Source organism: Actinomadura napierensis (genome assembly GCF_039529375.1).
Taxonomy (GTDB): Bacteria; Actinomycetota; Actinomycetes; order Streptosporangiales; family Streptosporangiaceae; genus Spirillospora; species Spirillospora napierensis.
Map to the genome: position 1 here is coordinate 65,414 of NZ_BAAAMR010000029.1, position 13,221 is coordinate 78,634.

13 protein-coding genes and 3 tRNA genes are annotated in these 13,221 nt (G+C 73.1%); 11 read left to right on the top strand and 5 right to left on the bottom strand.

Annotated features, from left to right (window positions below; genetic code table 11):
- Positions 1-109: 109 nt before the first annotated feature.
- The 7 genes from hpnC to hpnH are packed head-to-tail and all read left to right on the top strand — an operon-like array spanning position 110 to position 7,481.
- A complete protein-coding gene (gene hpnC / locus ABD296_RS18315) occupies positions 110-1,000 on the top strand; it encodes a squalene synthase HpnC (RefSeq protein ID WP_344268070.1) in 891 nt (296 codons plus the stop codon).
- On the top strand, positions 969-1,832 hold the full coding sequence (gene hpnD / locus ABD296_RS18320; protein WP_344268072.1) for a presqualene diphosphate synthase HpnD: 864 nt from the start codon (positions 969-971) through the stop codon (positions 1,830-1,832). The genes hpnC and hpnD overlap by 32 nt, the downstream gene beginning before the upstream one ends.
- Positions 1,829-3,160 (top strand): hydroxysqualene dehydroxylase HpnE, encoded by a 1,332-nt coding sequence (gene hpnE / locus ABD296_RS18325; RefSeq protein ID WP_344268074.1) that lies wholly within the window; start codon positions 1,829-1,831, stop codon positions 3,158-3,160. Before hpnD ends, hpnE begins: the two co-directional genes overlap by 4 nt.
- Positions 3,157-4,167, top strand: coding sequence for a polyprenyl synthetase family protein (locus ABD296_RS18330; protein WP_344268076.1), 1,011 nt, complete (start codon positions 3,157-3,159; stop codon positions 4,165-4,167). The genes hpnE and ABD296_RS18330 overlap by 4 nt, the downstream gene beginning before the upstream one ends.
- A 52-nt stretch (positions 4,168-4,219) precedes the next feature.
- Positions 4,220-6,085 carry a squalene--hopene cyclase gene (gene shc, locus ABD296_RS18335; RefSeq protein ID WP_344268078.1) on the top strand — a complete coding sequence of 622 codons (1,866 nt, stop codon included), beginning with the start codon at positions 4,220-4,222 and terminating at the stop codon, positions 6,083-6,085.
- Positions 6,082-6,477, top strand: coding sequence for a hypothetical protein (locus ABD296_RS18340; RefSeq protein WP_344268080.1), 396 nt, complete (start codon positions 6,082-6,084; stop codon positions 6,475-6,477). Before shc ends, ABD296_RS18340 begins: the two co-directional genes overlap by 4 nt.
- Positions 6,478-6,482: 5 nt before the next feature.
- On the top strand, positions 6,483-7,481 hold the full coding sequence (hpnH, locus tag ABD296_RS18345) for an adenosyl-hopene transferase HpnH (protein WP_344268082.1): 999 nt from the start codon (positions 6,483-6,485) through the stop codon (positions 7,479-7,481).
- A 51-nt stretch (positions 7,482-7,532) separates the two neighbouring features.
- Here the strand turns inward: hpnH and ABD296_RS18350 are convergent, their stop codons facing one another.
- Positions 7,533-8,345: a SigB/SigF/SigG family RNA polymerase sigma factor gene (locus ABD296_RS18350; RefSeq protein WP_344268084.1), complete on the bottom strand. Its 813-nt coding sequence runs from the start codon at positions 8,343-8,345 to the stop codon at positions 7,533-7,535.
- A gap of 121 nt (positions 8,346-8,466) precedes the next feature.
- Positions 8,467-9,261 (bottom strand): alpha/beta fold hydrolase, encoded by a 795-nt coding sequence (locus tag ABD296_RS18355; RefSeq protein ID WP_344268086.1) that lies wholly within the window; start codon positions 9,259-9,261, stop codon positions 8,467-8,469.
- Between the two features lie 136 nt (positions 9,262-9,397).
- Here ABD296_RS18355 and ABD296_RS18360 point away from each other — a divergent pair, with 136 nt between their 5' ends.
- Positions 9,398-10,027 carry a TetR/AcrR family transcriptional regulator gene (locus tag ABD296_RS18360; protein ID WP_344268088.1) on the top strand — a complete coding sequence of 210 codons (630 nt, stop codon included), beginning with the start codon at positions 9,398-9,400 and terminating at the stop codon, positions 10,025-10,027.
- A gap of 208 nt (positions 10,028-10,235) precedes the next feature.
- Here ABD296_RS18360 and ABD296_RS18365 read toward each other — a convergent pair.
- The 3 genes from ABD296_RS18365 to ABD296_RS18375 form a co-directional block, all read right to left on the bottom strand.
- Positions 10,236-10,307 (bottom strand) — tRNA-Val (locus tag ABD296_RS18365).
- A gap of 35 nt (positions 10,308-10,342) precedes the next feature.
- Positions 10,343-10,413, bottom strand: a tRNA-Cys gene (locus ABD296_RS18370).
- Between the two features lie 40 nt (positions 10,414-10,453).
- Positions 10,454-10,525, bottom strand: a tRNA-Gly gene (locus ABD296_RS18375).
- Between the two features lie 153 nt (positions 10,526-10,678).
- On the opposite strand from ABD296_RS18375, the gene ABD296_RS18380 reads away from it, so the two are divergent.
- From ABD296_RS18380 to ABD296_RS18390, 3 genes are read left to right on the top strand one after another with little or no spacing between them, the layout of a single operon-like run.
- Positions 10,679-11,380, top strand: a complete 702-nt coding sequence (locus tag ABD296_RS18380; RefSeq protein ID WP_344268090.1) for an ArsR/SmtB family transcription factor — start codon at positions 10,679-10,681, stop codon at positions 11,378-11,380.
- Positions 11,377-12,414, top strand: a complete 1,038-nt coding sequence (locus ABD296_RS18385) for a chorismate-binding protein (RefSeq protein ID WP_344268092.1) — start codon at positions 11,377-11,379, stop codon at positions 12,412-12,414. The genes ABD296_RS18380 and ABD296_RS18385 overlap by 4 nt, the downstream gene beginning before the upstream one ends.
- On the top strand, positions 12,347-13,201 hold the full coding sequence (locus ABD296_RS18390; RefSeq protein WP_344268095.1) for an aminotransferase class IV: 855 nt from the start codon (positions 12,347-12,349) through the stop codon (positions 13,199-13,201). Before ABD296_RS18385 ends, ABD296_RS18390 begins: the two co-directional genes overlap by 68 nt.
- The last annotated feature ends 20 nt before the right edge of the window (positions 13,202-13,221 follow it).

The window sequence follows — 13,221 nt, forward strand, 5'->3', positions numbered from 1 at the left end:
CACATATATATGATCGGTTTCGCGTTTACCCAGCGATCAACGGGGTTATGGGGATCACTGCGACCGGCAGAGCGCCGCCCCGCCCCGCGCGCCGCCCCCGAAGGAAACGATGTCCATCAGCGAGCGCTTATGGAACGAGACCTACGAACGCCAGATCAGGAACCGCCTGCAGGCCCGGGAGAACTTCCCGGTGGCCGCCCGGATCCTACCCGCCCGGTACAGGGCGCACCTGCTCGACGTCTACGGCTACGCCCGGCTCGTCGACGACATCGGCGACGAGGCGCCGCCGGATGAGCGCACGGGCCTGCTCGACCTCGTGGACCGCGACCTCGACCGGATCTACGCGGGCGCCGTCCCCGAGATCCCCGTCATGCGCGCGCTGGCCCGCACGGTCCACGGGTGCCGGATCCCCGCGGAGCCGTTCCGGCGGCTGGTGCAGGCGAACCGCCGGGACCAGGTCGTCACCCGCTACGGGTCGTTCGACGAGCTGATGGACTACTGCACGCTGTCGGCCGATCCCGTCGGCCACATCGTCCTGCACGTGTTCGGCGCGGCCACCCCTACGCGGCTGCGGCTCTCCGACCGGATCTGCTCCGCGCTGCAGATCATCGAGCACTGCCAGGACGTCGGCGAGGACCACCGCGACGGCCGGGTCTACCTGCCGGCGGACGACCTGCGCCGGTTCGGCTGCACCGAGGAGGACTTCCGGGCCGCGGCGACGCCGACGCGCCTGCGCGGTGTCATCGCACTCCAGGCGGGAAGGGCAGAACGGCTGCTCGCGGAGGGCGCGCCTCTCGTCCGGAGCCTTCCGGGGTTCGCGCGCCTCGCGGTGGCCGGGTACGCGGCGGGCGGCTTCGCCGCCCTGGCCGCCCTGGACCGCCGCTCCTACGACGTCCTGGAGGGTCCGCCACGCCCGGGGAAGACGCGGCTGCTCGCCGAGTGGTCGCGGATGATGGGAAGGAGATGGGATGGACGCAGCCGGCGCCTACCGGCACTGTGAACAGGTCGTCCGGTCGCAGGCACGCAACTTCTCGTACGGGATCCGCCTCCTGCCCCCGCCGAAGCGCCGCGCGCTGAGCGCCGTCTACGCCTTCGCCCGGCGGATCGACGACATCGGCGACGACAACGACGCGCCGCCCGATGCGAGGCTCGCCGCGCTGGCGGCCGAGCGCGACCGGCTCGCCGACCTGGACGCCCACCAGGACGACCCGGTGCTGGCCGCCCTGTCGGACGCGGCGCGCCGCATGCCGGTACCGCTGGAGGCGTTCGGCGAGCTGATCGACGGCTGCGAGGCCGACGTCCGCGGCGCGGCCTACGACACCTTCGACGACCTGCTCTGGTACTGCCGGTGCGTCGCCGGTTCGGTCGGCCGGCTGTCGCTCGGCGTGTTCGGCACCCGCGGCGACCTGCGGGCGGCGAGGGCGCGCGCGGACGCGCTGGGCGTCGCGCTGCAGCTGACCAACATCCTGCGGGACGTGCGCGAGGACCGGCTCGGCGGCCGGATCTACCTGCCCGCCAAGGACCTCGCCAGGTTCGGCTGCACGCTGGACCAGGACGCCTCCGGCCGGTTCACCGACACACCGGAGCAACTGGCGGCGCTGGTCCGGTTCCAGGCGGCCCGCGCGGGGGAGTGGTACGGAACGGGGCTGCGGCTGCTGCCGATGCTCGACCGACGCAGCGCCGCCTGCACGGGGACCATGGCCGGCATCTACCGGCGGCTGCTGCGGCGCATCACCGCCGACCCGGCCGCCGCACTGGAGACCCGCATGTCGCTGCCGGGGCGGGAGAAGGCCGCCGTCGCCGCCGCGGCGCTGACCGGGATCCGGCGGTGAGCCCGCGCGGGAACGTCGCCGTCGTCGGCGGCGGGCTGGCCGGCATCAGCACCGCGCTCGCGCTCCAGGAATCGGGCGTGCGGACCACCCTGTACGAAGCGCGTCCCCGGCTCGGGGGCGCGACCCATTCGTTCGACCGGGACGGCCTGACCGTCGACAACGGCCAGCACATCTTCCTGAAGTGCTGCACCGCCTACCGCGGGCTGCTGGACCGGCTCGGCGCCCAGGACCGCGTCCGCGTCCAGGACCGCCTCGACATCCGCGTCCTCACCCCGGACGGGACGTCCGGGAGGCTGCGCCGCGCCAACGCGCCCGGGCCGCTGCACCTGCTGCCCGCGCTGGCCCGGTACCGGCTGCTCTCGCCCGGCGACCGGCTGCGCGCCGTGCGCGCGTCCCTGGCCCTGCAGGGCCTCGACCCGCAGGACCCGGCGCTCGACGGCGTCGGCATGGGCGGCTGGCTGGCCGCCCACGGCCAGCGGGACCGGGCCCGCACCGCGCTGTGGGAGCTGTTCCTGATCTCGGCGCTCAACATCGGCGTGGACGACGCCGCGATGGGCCCGGCGGCGATGGTGTGCAAGGAGGGGCTGCTCGGCCGCGCCGACGCCGCCGACATCGGCGTCCCGACCGTCCCGCTCGGCGAGCTGCACGGCACGATCGCGGCGAACCGGATCGAGCGGCTGGGCGGCCGGGTGCATCTGAAGGCCAAGGTCTCGGCGGTCGAGGCCGGGCCGAAGCTCGTGGTGGACGGCGAACCGGTCGCCGCGGACGCCGTCGTCGTCGCGGTGCCGCACCGCGCCGCGGCCCCGCTCGTCCCGGCGCAGGCGTGCCCGGACCGGGACCGCTGGGCGGGCCTCGGCTCCAGCCCGATCGTCAACGTGCACGTCGTCTACGACCGGCCGGTCATGGACCTGCCGTTCGCCGCCGCGATCGGCTCGCCGGTGCAGTGGGTGTTCGACCGCACCGGGATCAGCGGCCTCGGCCGCGGCCAGTACCTCGCGGTGTCGGTGTCGGCCGCCGACGGCTGGATCGACACGCCCGCCGCCGACGTCCGCGCCGCCTTCCTGCCCGAGCTGGAGCGGCTGTTCCCCGCCGCCCGGCGGGCCCGCGTCACCGACTTCTTCGTCACCAGGGAACGGCATGCGACGTTCCGCCAGAGCCCCGGCAGCGGCGCGCTGCGTCCCGCGTCCGCGACCCGGCTGCCGGGCGTCTTCCTCGCCGGCGCGTGGACCGACACGGGCTGGCCCGACACCATGGAGGGGGCAGTGCGCAGTGGACTGACCGCCGCCCGGCTGGTCCGGCGGCACCTGGACGGGGTGAGCGGCCGATGACCGCCGTCCCGGCCTCGATCACCGACGGGCGCGCCCTCGTCGAGGAGGCGATGCGCGCCTGCGTGGAGCGCCTCGATCCGGCGAACCGCCGCGTCATCGCCTACCACCTCGGCTGGACCGACGCCGAGGGCCGGCCCGCCGCGGCGGGCGGCAAGGCGCTGCGCCCCGCGCTGGCGCTGCTGTCGGCGCGGGCCGCGGGAGCGCCGCGGGAGAACGCGCTGCCCGGCGCGGTCGCGGTGGAGTTCGTGCACGCGTTCTCGCTGCTGCACGACGACATCATGGACGGCGACCGGACCCGCCGGCACCGCCCCGCCGCGTGGACCGTGTTCGGCGCGCCGGCCGCGATCCTGGCCGGCGACGCGCTGCTCGCCCTGTCGGAGGAGCTGCTGCTGGAGCAGCACACCCGCGGCGCGCACTGGGCCGCGGAGGCGCTGACCGCCGCCACCCAGCGGCTCATCTCCGGCCAGGCCCTCGACATGGGGTTCGAGACGCGCGCCGACGTCACGCTCGACGAATGCCTGACGATGGCGTCCGACAAGACCGGCGCGCTGCTGGCCTGCGCCTGCTCCATCGGCGCGATGCTCGGCGAGGCGCCCGCGGAGCTGGTCACCGCCCTCACCGGGTACGGGACGGAGATGGGCCTGGCGTTCCAGCTGGTGGACGACCTGCTCGGCATCTGGGGGAGCCCGGAGACGACCGGCAAACCGGTCCTGTCGGACCTGCGGGCCCGCAAGAAGTCCCTGCCGGTCGTGGCCGCGCTGACCGCCGGGACCGCCGGGTCCGCGCGGCTGGCCGAGCTGTACGCCTCGCCCGCGGACCCCACCGAGGCCGACCTGCGGGAGATGGCGGGGCTGGTCGAGGCCGCGGGCGGGCGCGCCTGGGCCGAGGCCGAGGCGGACCGCCGCGTCGCGCTGGCCGGCAAGTACGTCGGCGACGTGGAGATGGACGACGCGGTCCGCGCCGAGTTCCGCGACATCGCGCTGTTCGTCACCTCCCGGGACCACTGAACGGCGCACCCCCACCGAGAAAACGGAGACCCGCCAGAAAGCAGGATGCCGAATGACCACGACGGAAGCCCCCGGACTCACCGAAGCGGCCGCGGCCGCGGTCGACGCCGCCCGCGGCCACCTGCTCGGACTGCAGTCGGCCGAGGGCTGGTGGAAGGCCGAGCTGGAGACCAACGTCACCATGGACGCCGAGGACCTGCTGCTGCGCCAGTTCCTCGGCATCCGCACCGGCGACGAGACCGCCGAAGCGGCCCGCTGGATCCGCTCGCAGCAGCGCGACGACGGAACGTGGGCGAACTTCCACGGGGGCCCGCCGGACCCGTCCACCACGATCGAGGCGTACGTCGCGCTGCGGCTGGCCGGGGACCCGCCGGAGGCCGAGCACATGCGCAAGGCCGCCGCCTACGCGCGGGACGCCGGCGGCATCGAGGGCAGCCGCGTGTTCACCCGCATCTGGCTCGCGCTGTTCGGCCAGTGGTCCTGGGACGACCTGCCCGTGATGCCGCCCGAGCTGATGTTCCTGCCGAGCCGGTTCCCGCTGAACGTCTACGACTGGGCCTGCTGGGCGCGGCAGACGATCGTGCCGCTGACCGTCCTCGGGTCGCTGCGCCCCGTCCGGTCGCTGCCGTTCGACCTGCCGGAGCTGCGCGCGGGCCGGCTCCCCGACCGCGAAACAACCGGGTGGGGCAGGGCGTTCGACACCCTCGACCGCTTCCTGCACGTCTACGAGAAGCGCCCGGTGCGGCCGCTGCGGACCGCCGCCCTGCGCCGCGCGGCCGAGTGGATCGTGGCACGGCAGGAGGCGGACGGCTGCTGGGGCGGCATCCAGCCGCCCTGGGTGTACTCGCTGATGGCGCTGAGCCTCCTCGGCTACGACCTGGACCATCCGGTGATGAAGCGCGGCCTCGCCGGGCTCGACCGGTTCACGATCAACGACGAGAAGGGCCGCCGGCTGGAGGCGTGCCAGTCGCCCGTCTGGGACACCGTGCTCGCGATGAACGCCCTCTCGGACGCGGGCGCGCCCGCCGGCGACCCGGCGCTGCTGCGCGCCGCCCGCTGGGTCGTGGACGAGGAGGTCCGCGGGCCGGGGGACTGGTCGGTGCGCCGCCCGGACCTGCCGCCGGGCGGATGGGCGTTCGAGTTCGACAACGACCTGTACCCCGACACCGACGACACCGCCGAGGCGATCCTCGCGCTGCGCCGCTCCGGGCTGCCGGAGGCCCGCGGCCCGATCGACCGGGCCGTCCGCTGGATGGCGGGGATGGTCTCGAAGGACGGCGGGTTCGCCGCCTTCGACGCCGACAACACCCGGGAGCTCTGCACCAAGCTGCCGTTCTGCGACTTCGGCGCCGTCATCGACCCGCCGTCGGCGGACGTCACCGCGCACGTGGTCGAGGCCCTCGCCAAGGAGGGCCAGGCGGAGGCGCCCGTCACCAAGCGCGCGGTCGTGTGGCTGCTGAAGGCGCAGGAGGCGGACGGGTCGTGGTTCGGCCGCTGGGGTGCCAACCACGTCTACGGCACGGGAAGCGTGGTGCCCGCGCTCATCGCCGCGGGCGTCCGCCCGGAGAAGCCCCCGATCCGCCGGGCCGTGGCGTGGCTGGAGCACCACCAGAACCCCGACGGCGGCTGGGGCGAGGACCTGCGCTCCTACGACGACCCGTCCTGGATCGGGCGCGGCACGTCCACCCCGTCGCAGACCGCCTGGGCGCTGCTGGCGCTGCTCGCCGCCGGGGAGCGCTCGCCGGCGGTGGAGGCCGGCGTCCGCTGGCTCGTCGAGAACCAGCGCCCGGACGGCACCTGGGACGAGGACCACTTCACCGGCACCGGCTTCCCCGGCGACTTCTACATCAACTACCACCTGTACCGGCTGGTGTTCCCGATCAGCGCCCTCGGCCGCTACCTCGGGCGGGCGGCGTGACCGGTCGTCTCGCGGTGTGCGCGGCGCTCGGCCTCGAGGCCCGGGCGCTCGCGCACGGCGGCGTGCGGGTCGTCCGGACCGGCGCCGGACCCGCGCGGGCGCGGAAGGCCGCCGCCCGGCTGCGCGACTTCGACGCGCTGGCCGTGGCGAGGCACCGCGGTCCACGGTGCTGGCGCAGACGCCCGCCGACGTCGCGGCCCTGCCCACGGACCGTCCCGTCGCCTACCTCACCCAGACCACGCGGTTCCCGGACGCCCGGGGCCCGCAGCACACCGACGACATCTGCCACGCCACCACCAACCGGCGGCGCGCCCGCCCTGCTGGCCGACGGCCCGGCGGACGTCCCGCTGGAGACCACCGAGTTCACCTTGCCGAAGGAGGTTCGACCATAATGCCGATGCCAGTGCGCCAGAGCGTCCGCGTCGCGTCCCACATCATGACCAACAAGGTGCGCGGCAAGGACAAGTTCCCGCTCATCATGGAGCTCGAACCGCTGTTCGCCTGCAACCTCGCGTGCGCGGGCTGCGGCAAGATCCAGCATCCGGCCGACGTGCTCAAGCGGCGCATGCCGGTCGAGCAGGCGATCGCCGCCGTCAAGGAGTGCGGCGCCCCGATGGTGTCGATCGCGGGCGGCGAACCGCTGATGCACCCGCAGATCGGCGAGCTGGTCGACGAGCTGGTCAAGATGAAGAAGTTCGTGTTCCTGTGCACGAACGCGCTGCTCATCCCCAAGAAGCTCGACAAGTTCAAGCCGTCGCCCTACTTCGCCTTCACCGTGCACATCGACGGCCTGCAGGAGCGGCACGACGAGTCGGTCTGCAAGGAGGGCGTGTTCGACGACGCGGTCGCCGCCGTCAAGCTGGTCAAGGAACGCGGTTTCCGGGTCACCACCAACACCACGTTCTTCAACACCGACACCCCGCAGACCGTCATCGACGTCCTGAACTACCTCAACGACGACCTGCAGGTCGACGAGATGATGCTCTCGCCGGGCTACGCCTACGACAAGGCGCCCGACCAGGAGCACTTCCTCGGCGTCCAGGAGACGCGCGAGCTGTTCAAGAAGGCGTTCGCCGACGGGAACCGCAAGCGGTGGCGGCTGAACCACTCGCCGCTCTTCCTGGACTTCCTGGAGGGCCGGGCCGACTTCGGCTGCACGGCGTGGGCGATCCCGTCCTACTCGCTGTTCGGCTGGCAGCGCCCGTGCTACCTGATGTCCGACGGCTACGCGAAGACCTACCAGGAACTGCTCGACGACACCGACTGGGAGTCCTACGGACGGGGCCGCGACCCGCGCTGCGCGAACTGCATGGCGCACTGCGGCTACGAGCCGACCGCGGTCTTCAAGACGCTCGGATCGCTGAAGCAGTCCCTGCGCGCCCTGCGCGAGAACTGACGGGTGTTGACCCAGGGGGCGACGGCCCCCTGGGTGAGCACGGGCATTGCGTCACGCTCCGTAGAGCTCCTCGCGCAGGTGCCGCAGCGTCTTGCTGAGCAGGCGCGAGACGTGCATCTGGGAGATGCCGAGCTCTTCGGCGATCTGTGACTGGGTCTTGTTGCCGAAGAACCGCAGCAGCACGATCGTGCGTTCCCGGTCCGGCAGCTCGGCGAGCAGGCCGCGCAGCGCCTGGCCGTCGACGACGTGCTGCAGGGCGGAGTCCTCGCAGCCGAGCCGCTCCACGAGCGGGCTCGCCTCCGGGTCGCCGTCGCCGGTGCCGTCCAGGGAGAGGGGCCGGTAGGACTCCCACGCGAGAAGGGCGTCGGTGACCTCCTCCGGGGTGACCCCGAGAAGGGCGGCGAGCTCACCGGGCCTGGGGGAGCGGCCGTTCGCCTGGACGAACCGCTGGGTGGCGTGCTGCAACTGAGGGCGCAACTCCTGGATGCGGCGCGACACCCGGATGCCCCACGTCCGGTCCCGGAAGTAGCGCCGGACCTCGCCGAGCATCATCGGATAGGCGTAGACGAAGAACTGGGCGCCGCGTCCCGGATCGAACCGGTTGATCGCGTTGACGAGGCCCAGATAGGCCACCTGCACCAGGTCCTCCACCGGTTCACCGCGGTGGGCGTAGCGGTGCGCGATCCGGTGCACCACCGGCGCGTGCATCCGGACGAGCGCCGCGCACAGTTCCTCCCTCCGCGCGGTGCCGACGCCGGGGCGGTTCATCTCCCGCAGCAGTGCCTCGGCGGACGGATCCGCGGAGAGGGTTCCCGCCCGATGCGGAACCGCGGTCGAGGTCGCGTGGGCACGCAGACCGATCACCTCCTGTCGCCGTCGGAGCCGCGCTCACCGGAGCCCCGAAATACATCGTCCCACGATGTATTTACCCGCATCGGCCCCTTCGATGCCCGGTCACTACGGAGCCGGCCGACGCGCGGCCGGGTCACTCCGTGGCGGCGAAGAACTCCCGCGCCATCGGCAGGACGAGGTCGGTGCGGCGCATCAGGCCGTTGTGGGTGGTGCCCGGCAGGACGGCGATCCGGGACCCGGCGATCAGGTTGTGCATCTCGACCGCGTGCTCCAGCCGGACGAAGTCGTGGTCGCCGACCATCAGCAGGGTCGGCGACCTGATGGCGCGCAGGTCGTCCTCCTCCCACCCCTTCCACGCCTGGAAGACTCCCTGGAGCTTCGCGGTGAACTCCTCGAAGTGACCGGGGTCCGGTGCGACGCGGACATAGGCCTCCTGCATTTCCTGGAAATCGGCCGGTGTCGGCAGGCGGGTGGAGCCGGCCTGCAAGGCGGGGTCCTGGATCTCGTCGTGGTAGCCGTCGGCCCGGTAGTGCACCGAGGCCAGCACGAGCCGTCCCACCCGCTGCGGATACCGGATGACGGTCTGCAGCGCCGTGAGACCGCCGAGGCTGAACCCCCACATGTCGGCGACGTCGATCCCGAGATGGTCGAGGAGGCCGACGACGTCCTCGGCGAAGTACTCCAGGGTGGTGGCGCGGTCGATGTCGGCCGTCCGGCCGTGTCCCTGGAGCTCGACGGCGATCACCTGCCGCGTGGCGGCCAGGGCCGGCAGGACGCCGCCGAACGACAGGTCGATGGTGAGGACGCCCCCGTGCAACAGCAGCAGCGGCCGCTGCGCGCCGTCCTGCTCGCCGTGCACCTCGTAGTACATGCGCAGCCCGTTGACGGGCGCGTACCCGCTCTCCCTCAGAGTTCCGGCATCGCTCATCGCTGCTCTCCTCATCCCGATCGACCCTGCACACCCTCAGACCACCGCGCGCCCCGGAACTCATCGCTCCTCCCCACGTGGGCGGACGGCATAACTAACTGGAGGGATGTCGTCCGCTTGGTGCTAGATTGGGAACATGGACGTGACCTGGCCCGCGGTGGACCGGCTGCTGGACGACGGGACCGGGCACCGGCCCAGGGCCGATGCCCGCCGCAACGTGGAACGCCTGGTGGCCGCCGCACGCGGGGCCGCCCGCGAGGCCGGATCGCAGATCACCGCGCACGACGTCGCGCGCCGCGCGGGCGTCGGGATCGGCACCTTCTACCGTCGCGTCGGCTCGCTGGAGGACCTGCTGAAGGCCGTCCTGGACGAGCTGATCGGCGAGATCACCGCGACGGCCGACGCGTGCCTGGCCGCCGCCGACCCGTGGGAGGGGTTCCGCGCGTTCGCCGTGTCCTACGTCCGCAGCCGCAACGAGTTGTGCGACATCAACGAGGCGCTCGGCCACGTCCTCGACCACTCGCGCGCCGATCTGCGCGACCGCATCCGGAAGCTGGTCGAGCGCGCGCAGGACGCGGGCGCCGTCCGCGCCGACGTCGGCTGGACCGACGTCGCGTTCCTGCTGGTATCGGCGGCGACCGGCCCGCACACGCTCGGCCTGCGGGCGGGCGACGCGCAGTGGGACCGCAACCTGCACATCATCCTGGACGGCCTGCGGGCCCCAGGCTCCGGCGACCTCCCCGGAGAACCCCCGCAGGCACTGTGACAGGGGAGCCGGAGCCCAGAGGGGGCAAGGGGCGAAGCCCCAAAAGCAGGAACCCCGACCACAAGAAACCCGGCACGTAACCGCCGACCGCCACCACAGGGGGGGCGGAGCCCCCCACATCGGGGGTCCGGGGGTCGCCCCCCGGGCCAACAGAAAGAGGGAGTGACGCCCCGCGCTCTCCGCGGGCACACCACTCCCCACTCCATCGTGGGCGATACTGGGATTGAACCAGTGACCTCTACCGTGTCAAGGTAGCGCTCTCCCACTGAGCTAATCGCCCGTGCACGTGGCCTCCGGGGGGAGACACGGCGGTCGAGGTGGAGACGGGATTTGAACCCGTGTACACGGCTTTGCAGGCCGTTGCCTCGCCTCTCGGCCACTCCACCAGAAGAGACCTTCTGGGTCACAGCCTGAAAGGCCCCTCAGAGCGGAAGACGGGATTTGAACCCGCGACCCTCACCTTGGCAAGGTGATGCTCTACCCCTGAGCCACTTCCGCCTGCGCTGCTCGGTGCCCTGCGGCCCCTTGCGGCGACGGGGAAAACATTAGCGCGTCCGGGGCGGTTCCCCAAACCGGGTTTCCCGGCGAGCCGGGCCGGGTCGCCGGGATGCTTCGATGCCGGGCGAAGGATGCGGCGCATAGGGTCGAGGTATGGCGGAACTTGTCGTTACTTCGGACATCGCCCCGGTGGCGGCGCTGCTGGCCGACCGGGCGCGCGCGGCGATGCTGACGGCGCTGCTGGACGGGCGTCCGCTGGCGGCGGGGGAGCTGGCGCGGGCGGCGGGGGTGAGCGCGCCGACGGCGAGCGCGCATCTGGCGCGGTTGCTGGACGGCGGGTTCGTCACGGTGGTCAAGCAGGGCCGGCACCGGTACTACCGGCTGCAGAACGCCGACGTGGCGCAGGTGATCGAGGCGCTGTCGCGGATCAGCCCGCAGGTCGAGGTGCGCAGCCTGAGGCAGTCGCGGGACGCGCGGCGGCTGCACGAGGCGCGGACGTGCTACGACCATCTGGCCGGTGAGGCGGGGGTGGCGCTGTTCGCGGCGCTGGTGGACGGCGGCATGATCGAACGGGACGGCGAGGAGTCGTACGAGGTCACCGAGAAGGGCGAGGACCGGCTCGGTGCGCTGGGGCTGGACCTGCCGGGGCTGCGGAGGGCGCGCCGCAGGTTCGCGTGGCGCTGCCTGGACTGGACGGAGCGGCGCTCGCATCTCAACGGGGCGCTGGGGGCGGCGCTGACGGACCGGATGATCGAGCTGGGCTGGTTCGAGCGGGGCTCGACGCGGCGGGCGCTGACGGTGACGGAGGACGGGCTGAGGGGCCTGGCCGATTCGTTCGGGTGCGTGCTGGTGTGAGCTTCGCCTACGCCGGCGGGCGGCTGGCCACGGGGCTCGCGGAGGTGACGAGCGACCCGGCGGCGCTGGATTCGCGCGGCTGGTGGGCGGTCGTGGTCACCTACGAGGGCGAGGTCACGTGCGCGCGGTTCGAGCGCGTCCGGGAGGCGCCTCACCCCCGCGGGGCCTGGCCGGGCGTGGGGGAGTGGGAGAGCTCGCTGGACGAGGCGGCTTACGTCGCCGGAGTCGAGCGCATCAGGGCGGAGATCGCGGACGGGGTCGTCTACCAGGCGAACCTGTGCCGGGTGCTGTCCGCCGAGCTGCCGGCCGGGGCGGACATCGCCGGGCTCGGGGCGCGTCTCGCGTGCGGGAATCCGGCGCCGTACGCGATGACGCTGCGGATCCCGGGGCTGGAGGTCGCGTCGGCCTCGCCGGAGCTGTACCTGGCGCGGGACGGGGATGTGGTGGAGTCCCGTCCGATCAAGGGCACCGGCCGGACCGCCGCCGACCTGCTGCCGAAGGACCGCGCCGAGAACGTGATGATCGTCGACCTCGTCCGCAACGACCTGGGCCGGGTGGCGGCGACGGGGTCGGTCGAGGTCCCGGGCCTGTGCGAGCTGGAGGAGCATCCGGGCCTCGTCCACCTGGTGTCGACGGTGCGGGCGAGGCTGGAGGGCGGCGCGGGCTGGCCGGAGCTGCTGGCCGCGACGTTTCCTCCCGGTTCGGTGACGGGCGCGCCGAAGTCGAGTGCGCTGACTCTGCTGGATGAACTCGAACCCGTCCCCCGGGGCCCGTACTGTGGGGCCGTCGGCTGGGTGGACGCGGACTCCCGGCGCGGCGCTCTCGCGGTGGGCATCCGGAGCTTCTGGGCGGAGGGCGGCCTGCTGCGCTTCGGCACGGGCGCCGGCATCACGTGGGGGTCCGATCCGCTCCGCGAATGGTGCGAGACCGAGCTGAAGGCGGCTCGGCTATTGGAGGTGGCTTCGGGTGACGGCGCAGGCCCACGGGGGCGGGCGGGCCAGGATCTGGCTGAACGGGGAGCTGGTCGATCCTGAGCGCGCCGTGGTGTCGGTGTTCGACCACGGCATGCTGGTGGGCGACGGGGTCTTCGAGACGGTGAAGGCCGCGCACGGCGAGCCGTTCGCGCTGACCCGGCATCTGCGGCGGCTGGCGGCCTCGGCGGCGGGCCTCGGCCTGCCCGAGCCCGACCACGACGCGCTCGCGCAGGGCGTGCTGGAGGTGCTGGCGGCGGCGCCGAAGTGGCCGCTGGCGCGGATCCGGATCACGTTCACAAGCGGCCCGGGGCCGCTGGGCTCGGCCCGCGGCGACGCCGGCCCGACGGTGTCGATCATCGTGGACGAGCAGGCGCCGTTCCCCGCCGCGGCCGACGTCACCGTGGTGCCGTGGCAGCGCAACGAGCGGGGCGCGCTGGCGGGCCTGAAGACGACGTCGTACGCCGACAACGTGCTGGCGCTCGCCTACGCCAAGGAGCGCGGCGGCGGCGAGGCGATCTTCGGCAACCTCGCGGGGAACCTGTGCGAGGGCACCGGCAGCAACGTGTTCCTCGTCCGCGGCGGGCGGCTGGTGACGCCGCCGCTGGCGTCCGGCTGCCTGGCCGGGGTGACGCGCGCGCTGGTGCTGGAGTGGTGCGGCGGCGAGGAGGAGGACGTCCCGCTGGACGGGTTGTACCGGGCGGAGGAGGCGTTCCTGACGTCCACGACCCGCGACATCCAGCCGATCCGCGCGGTGGACGGCACCGTGCTTTCCGAGGCCCCGGGCCCGATCACCGCCAAGGCGATGGAGGCGTTCGCGGCCCGCGCCGCCGAACTGATGGACCCCTGATCAAGAAAGCGATCGTCTGG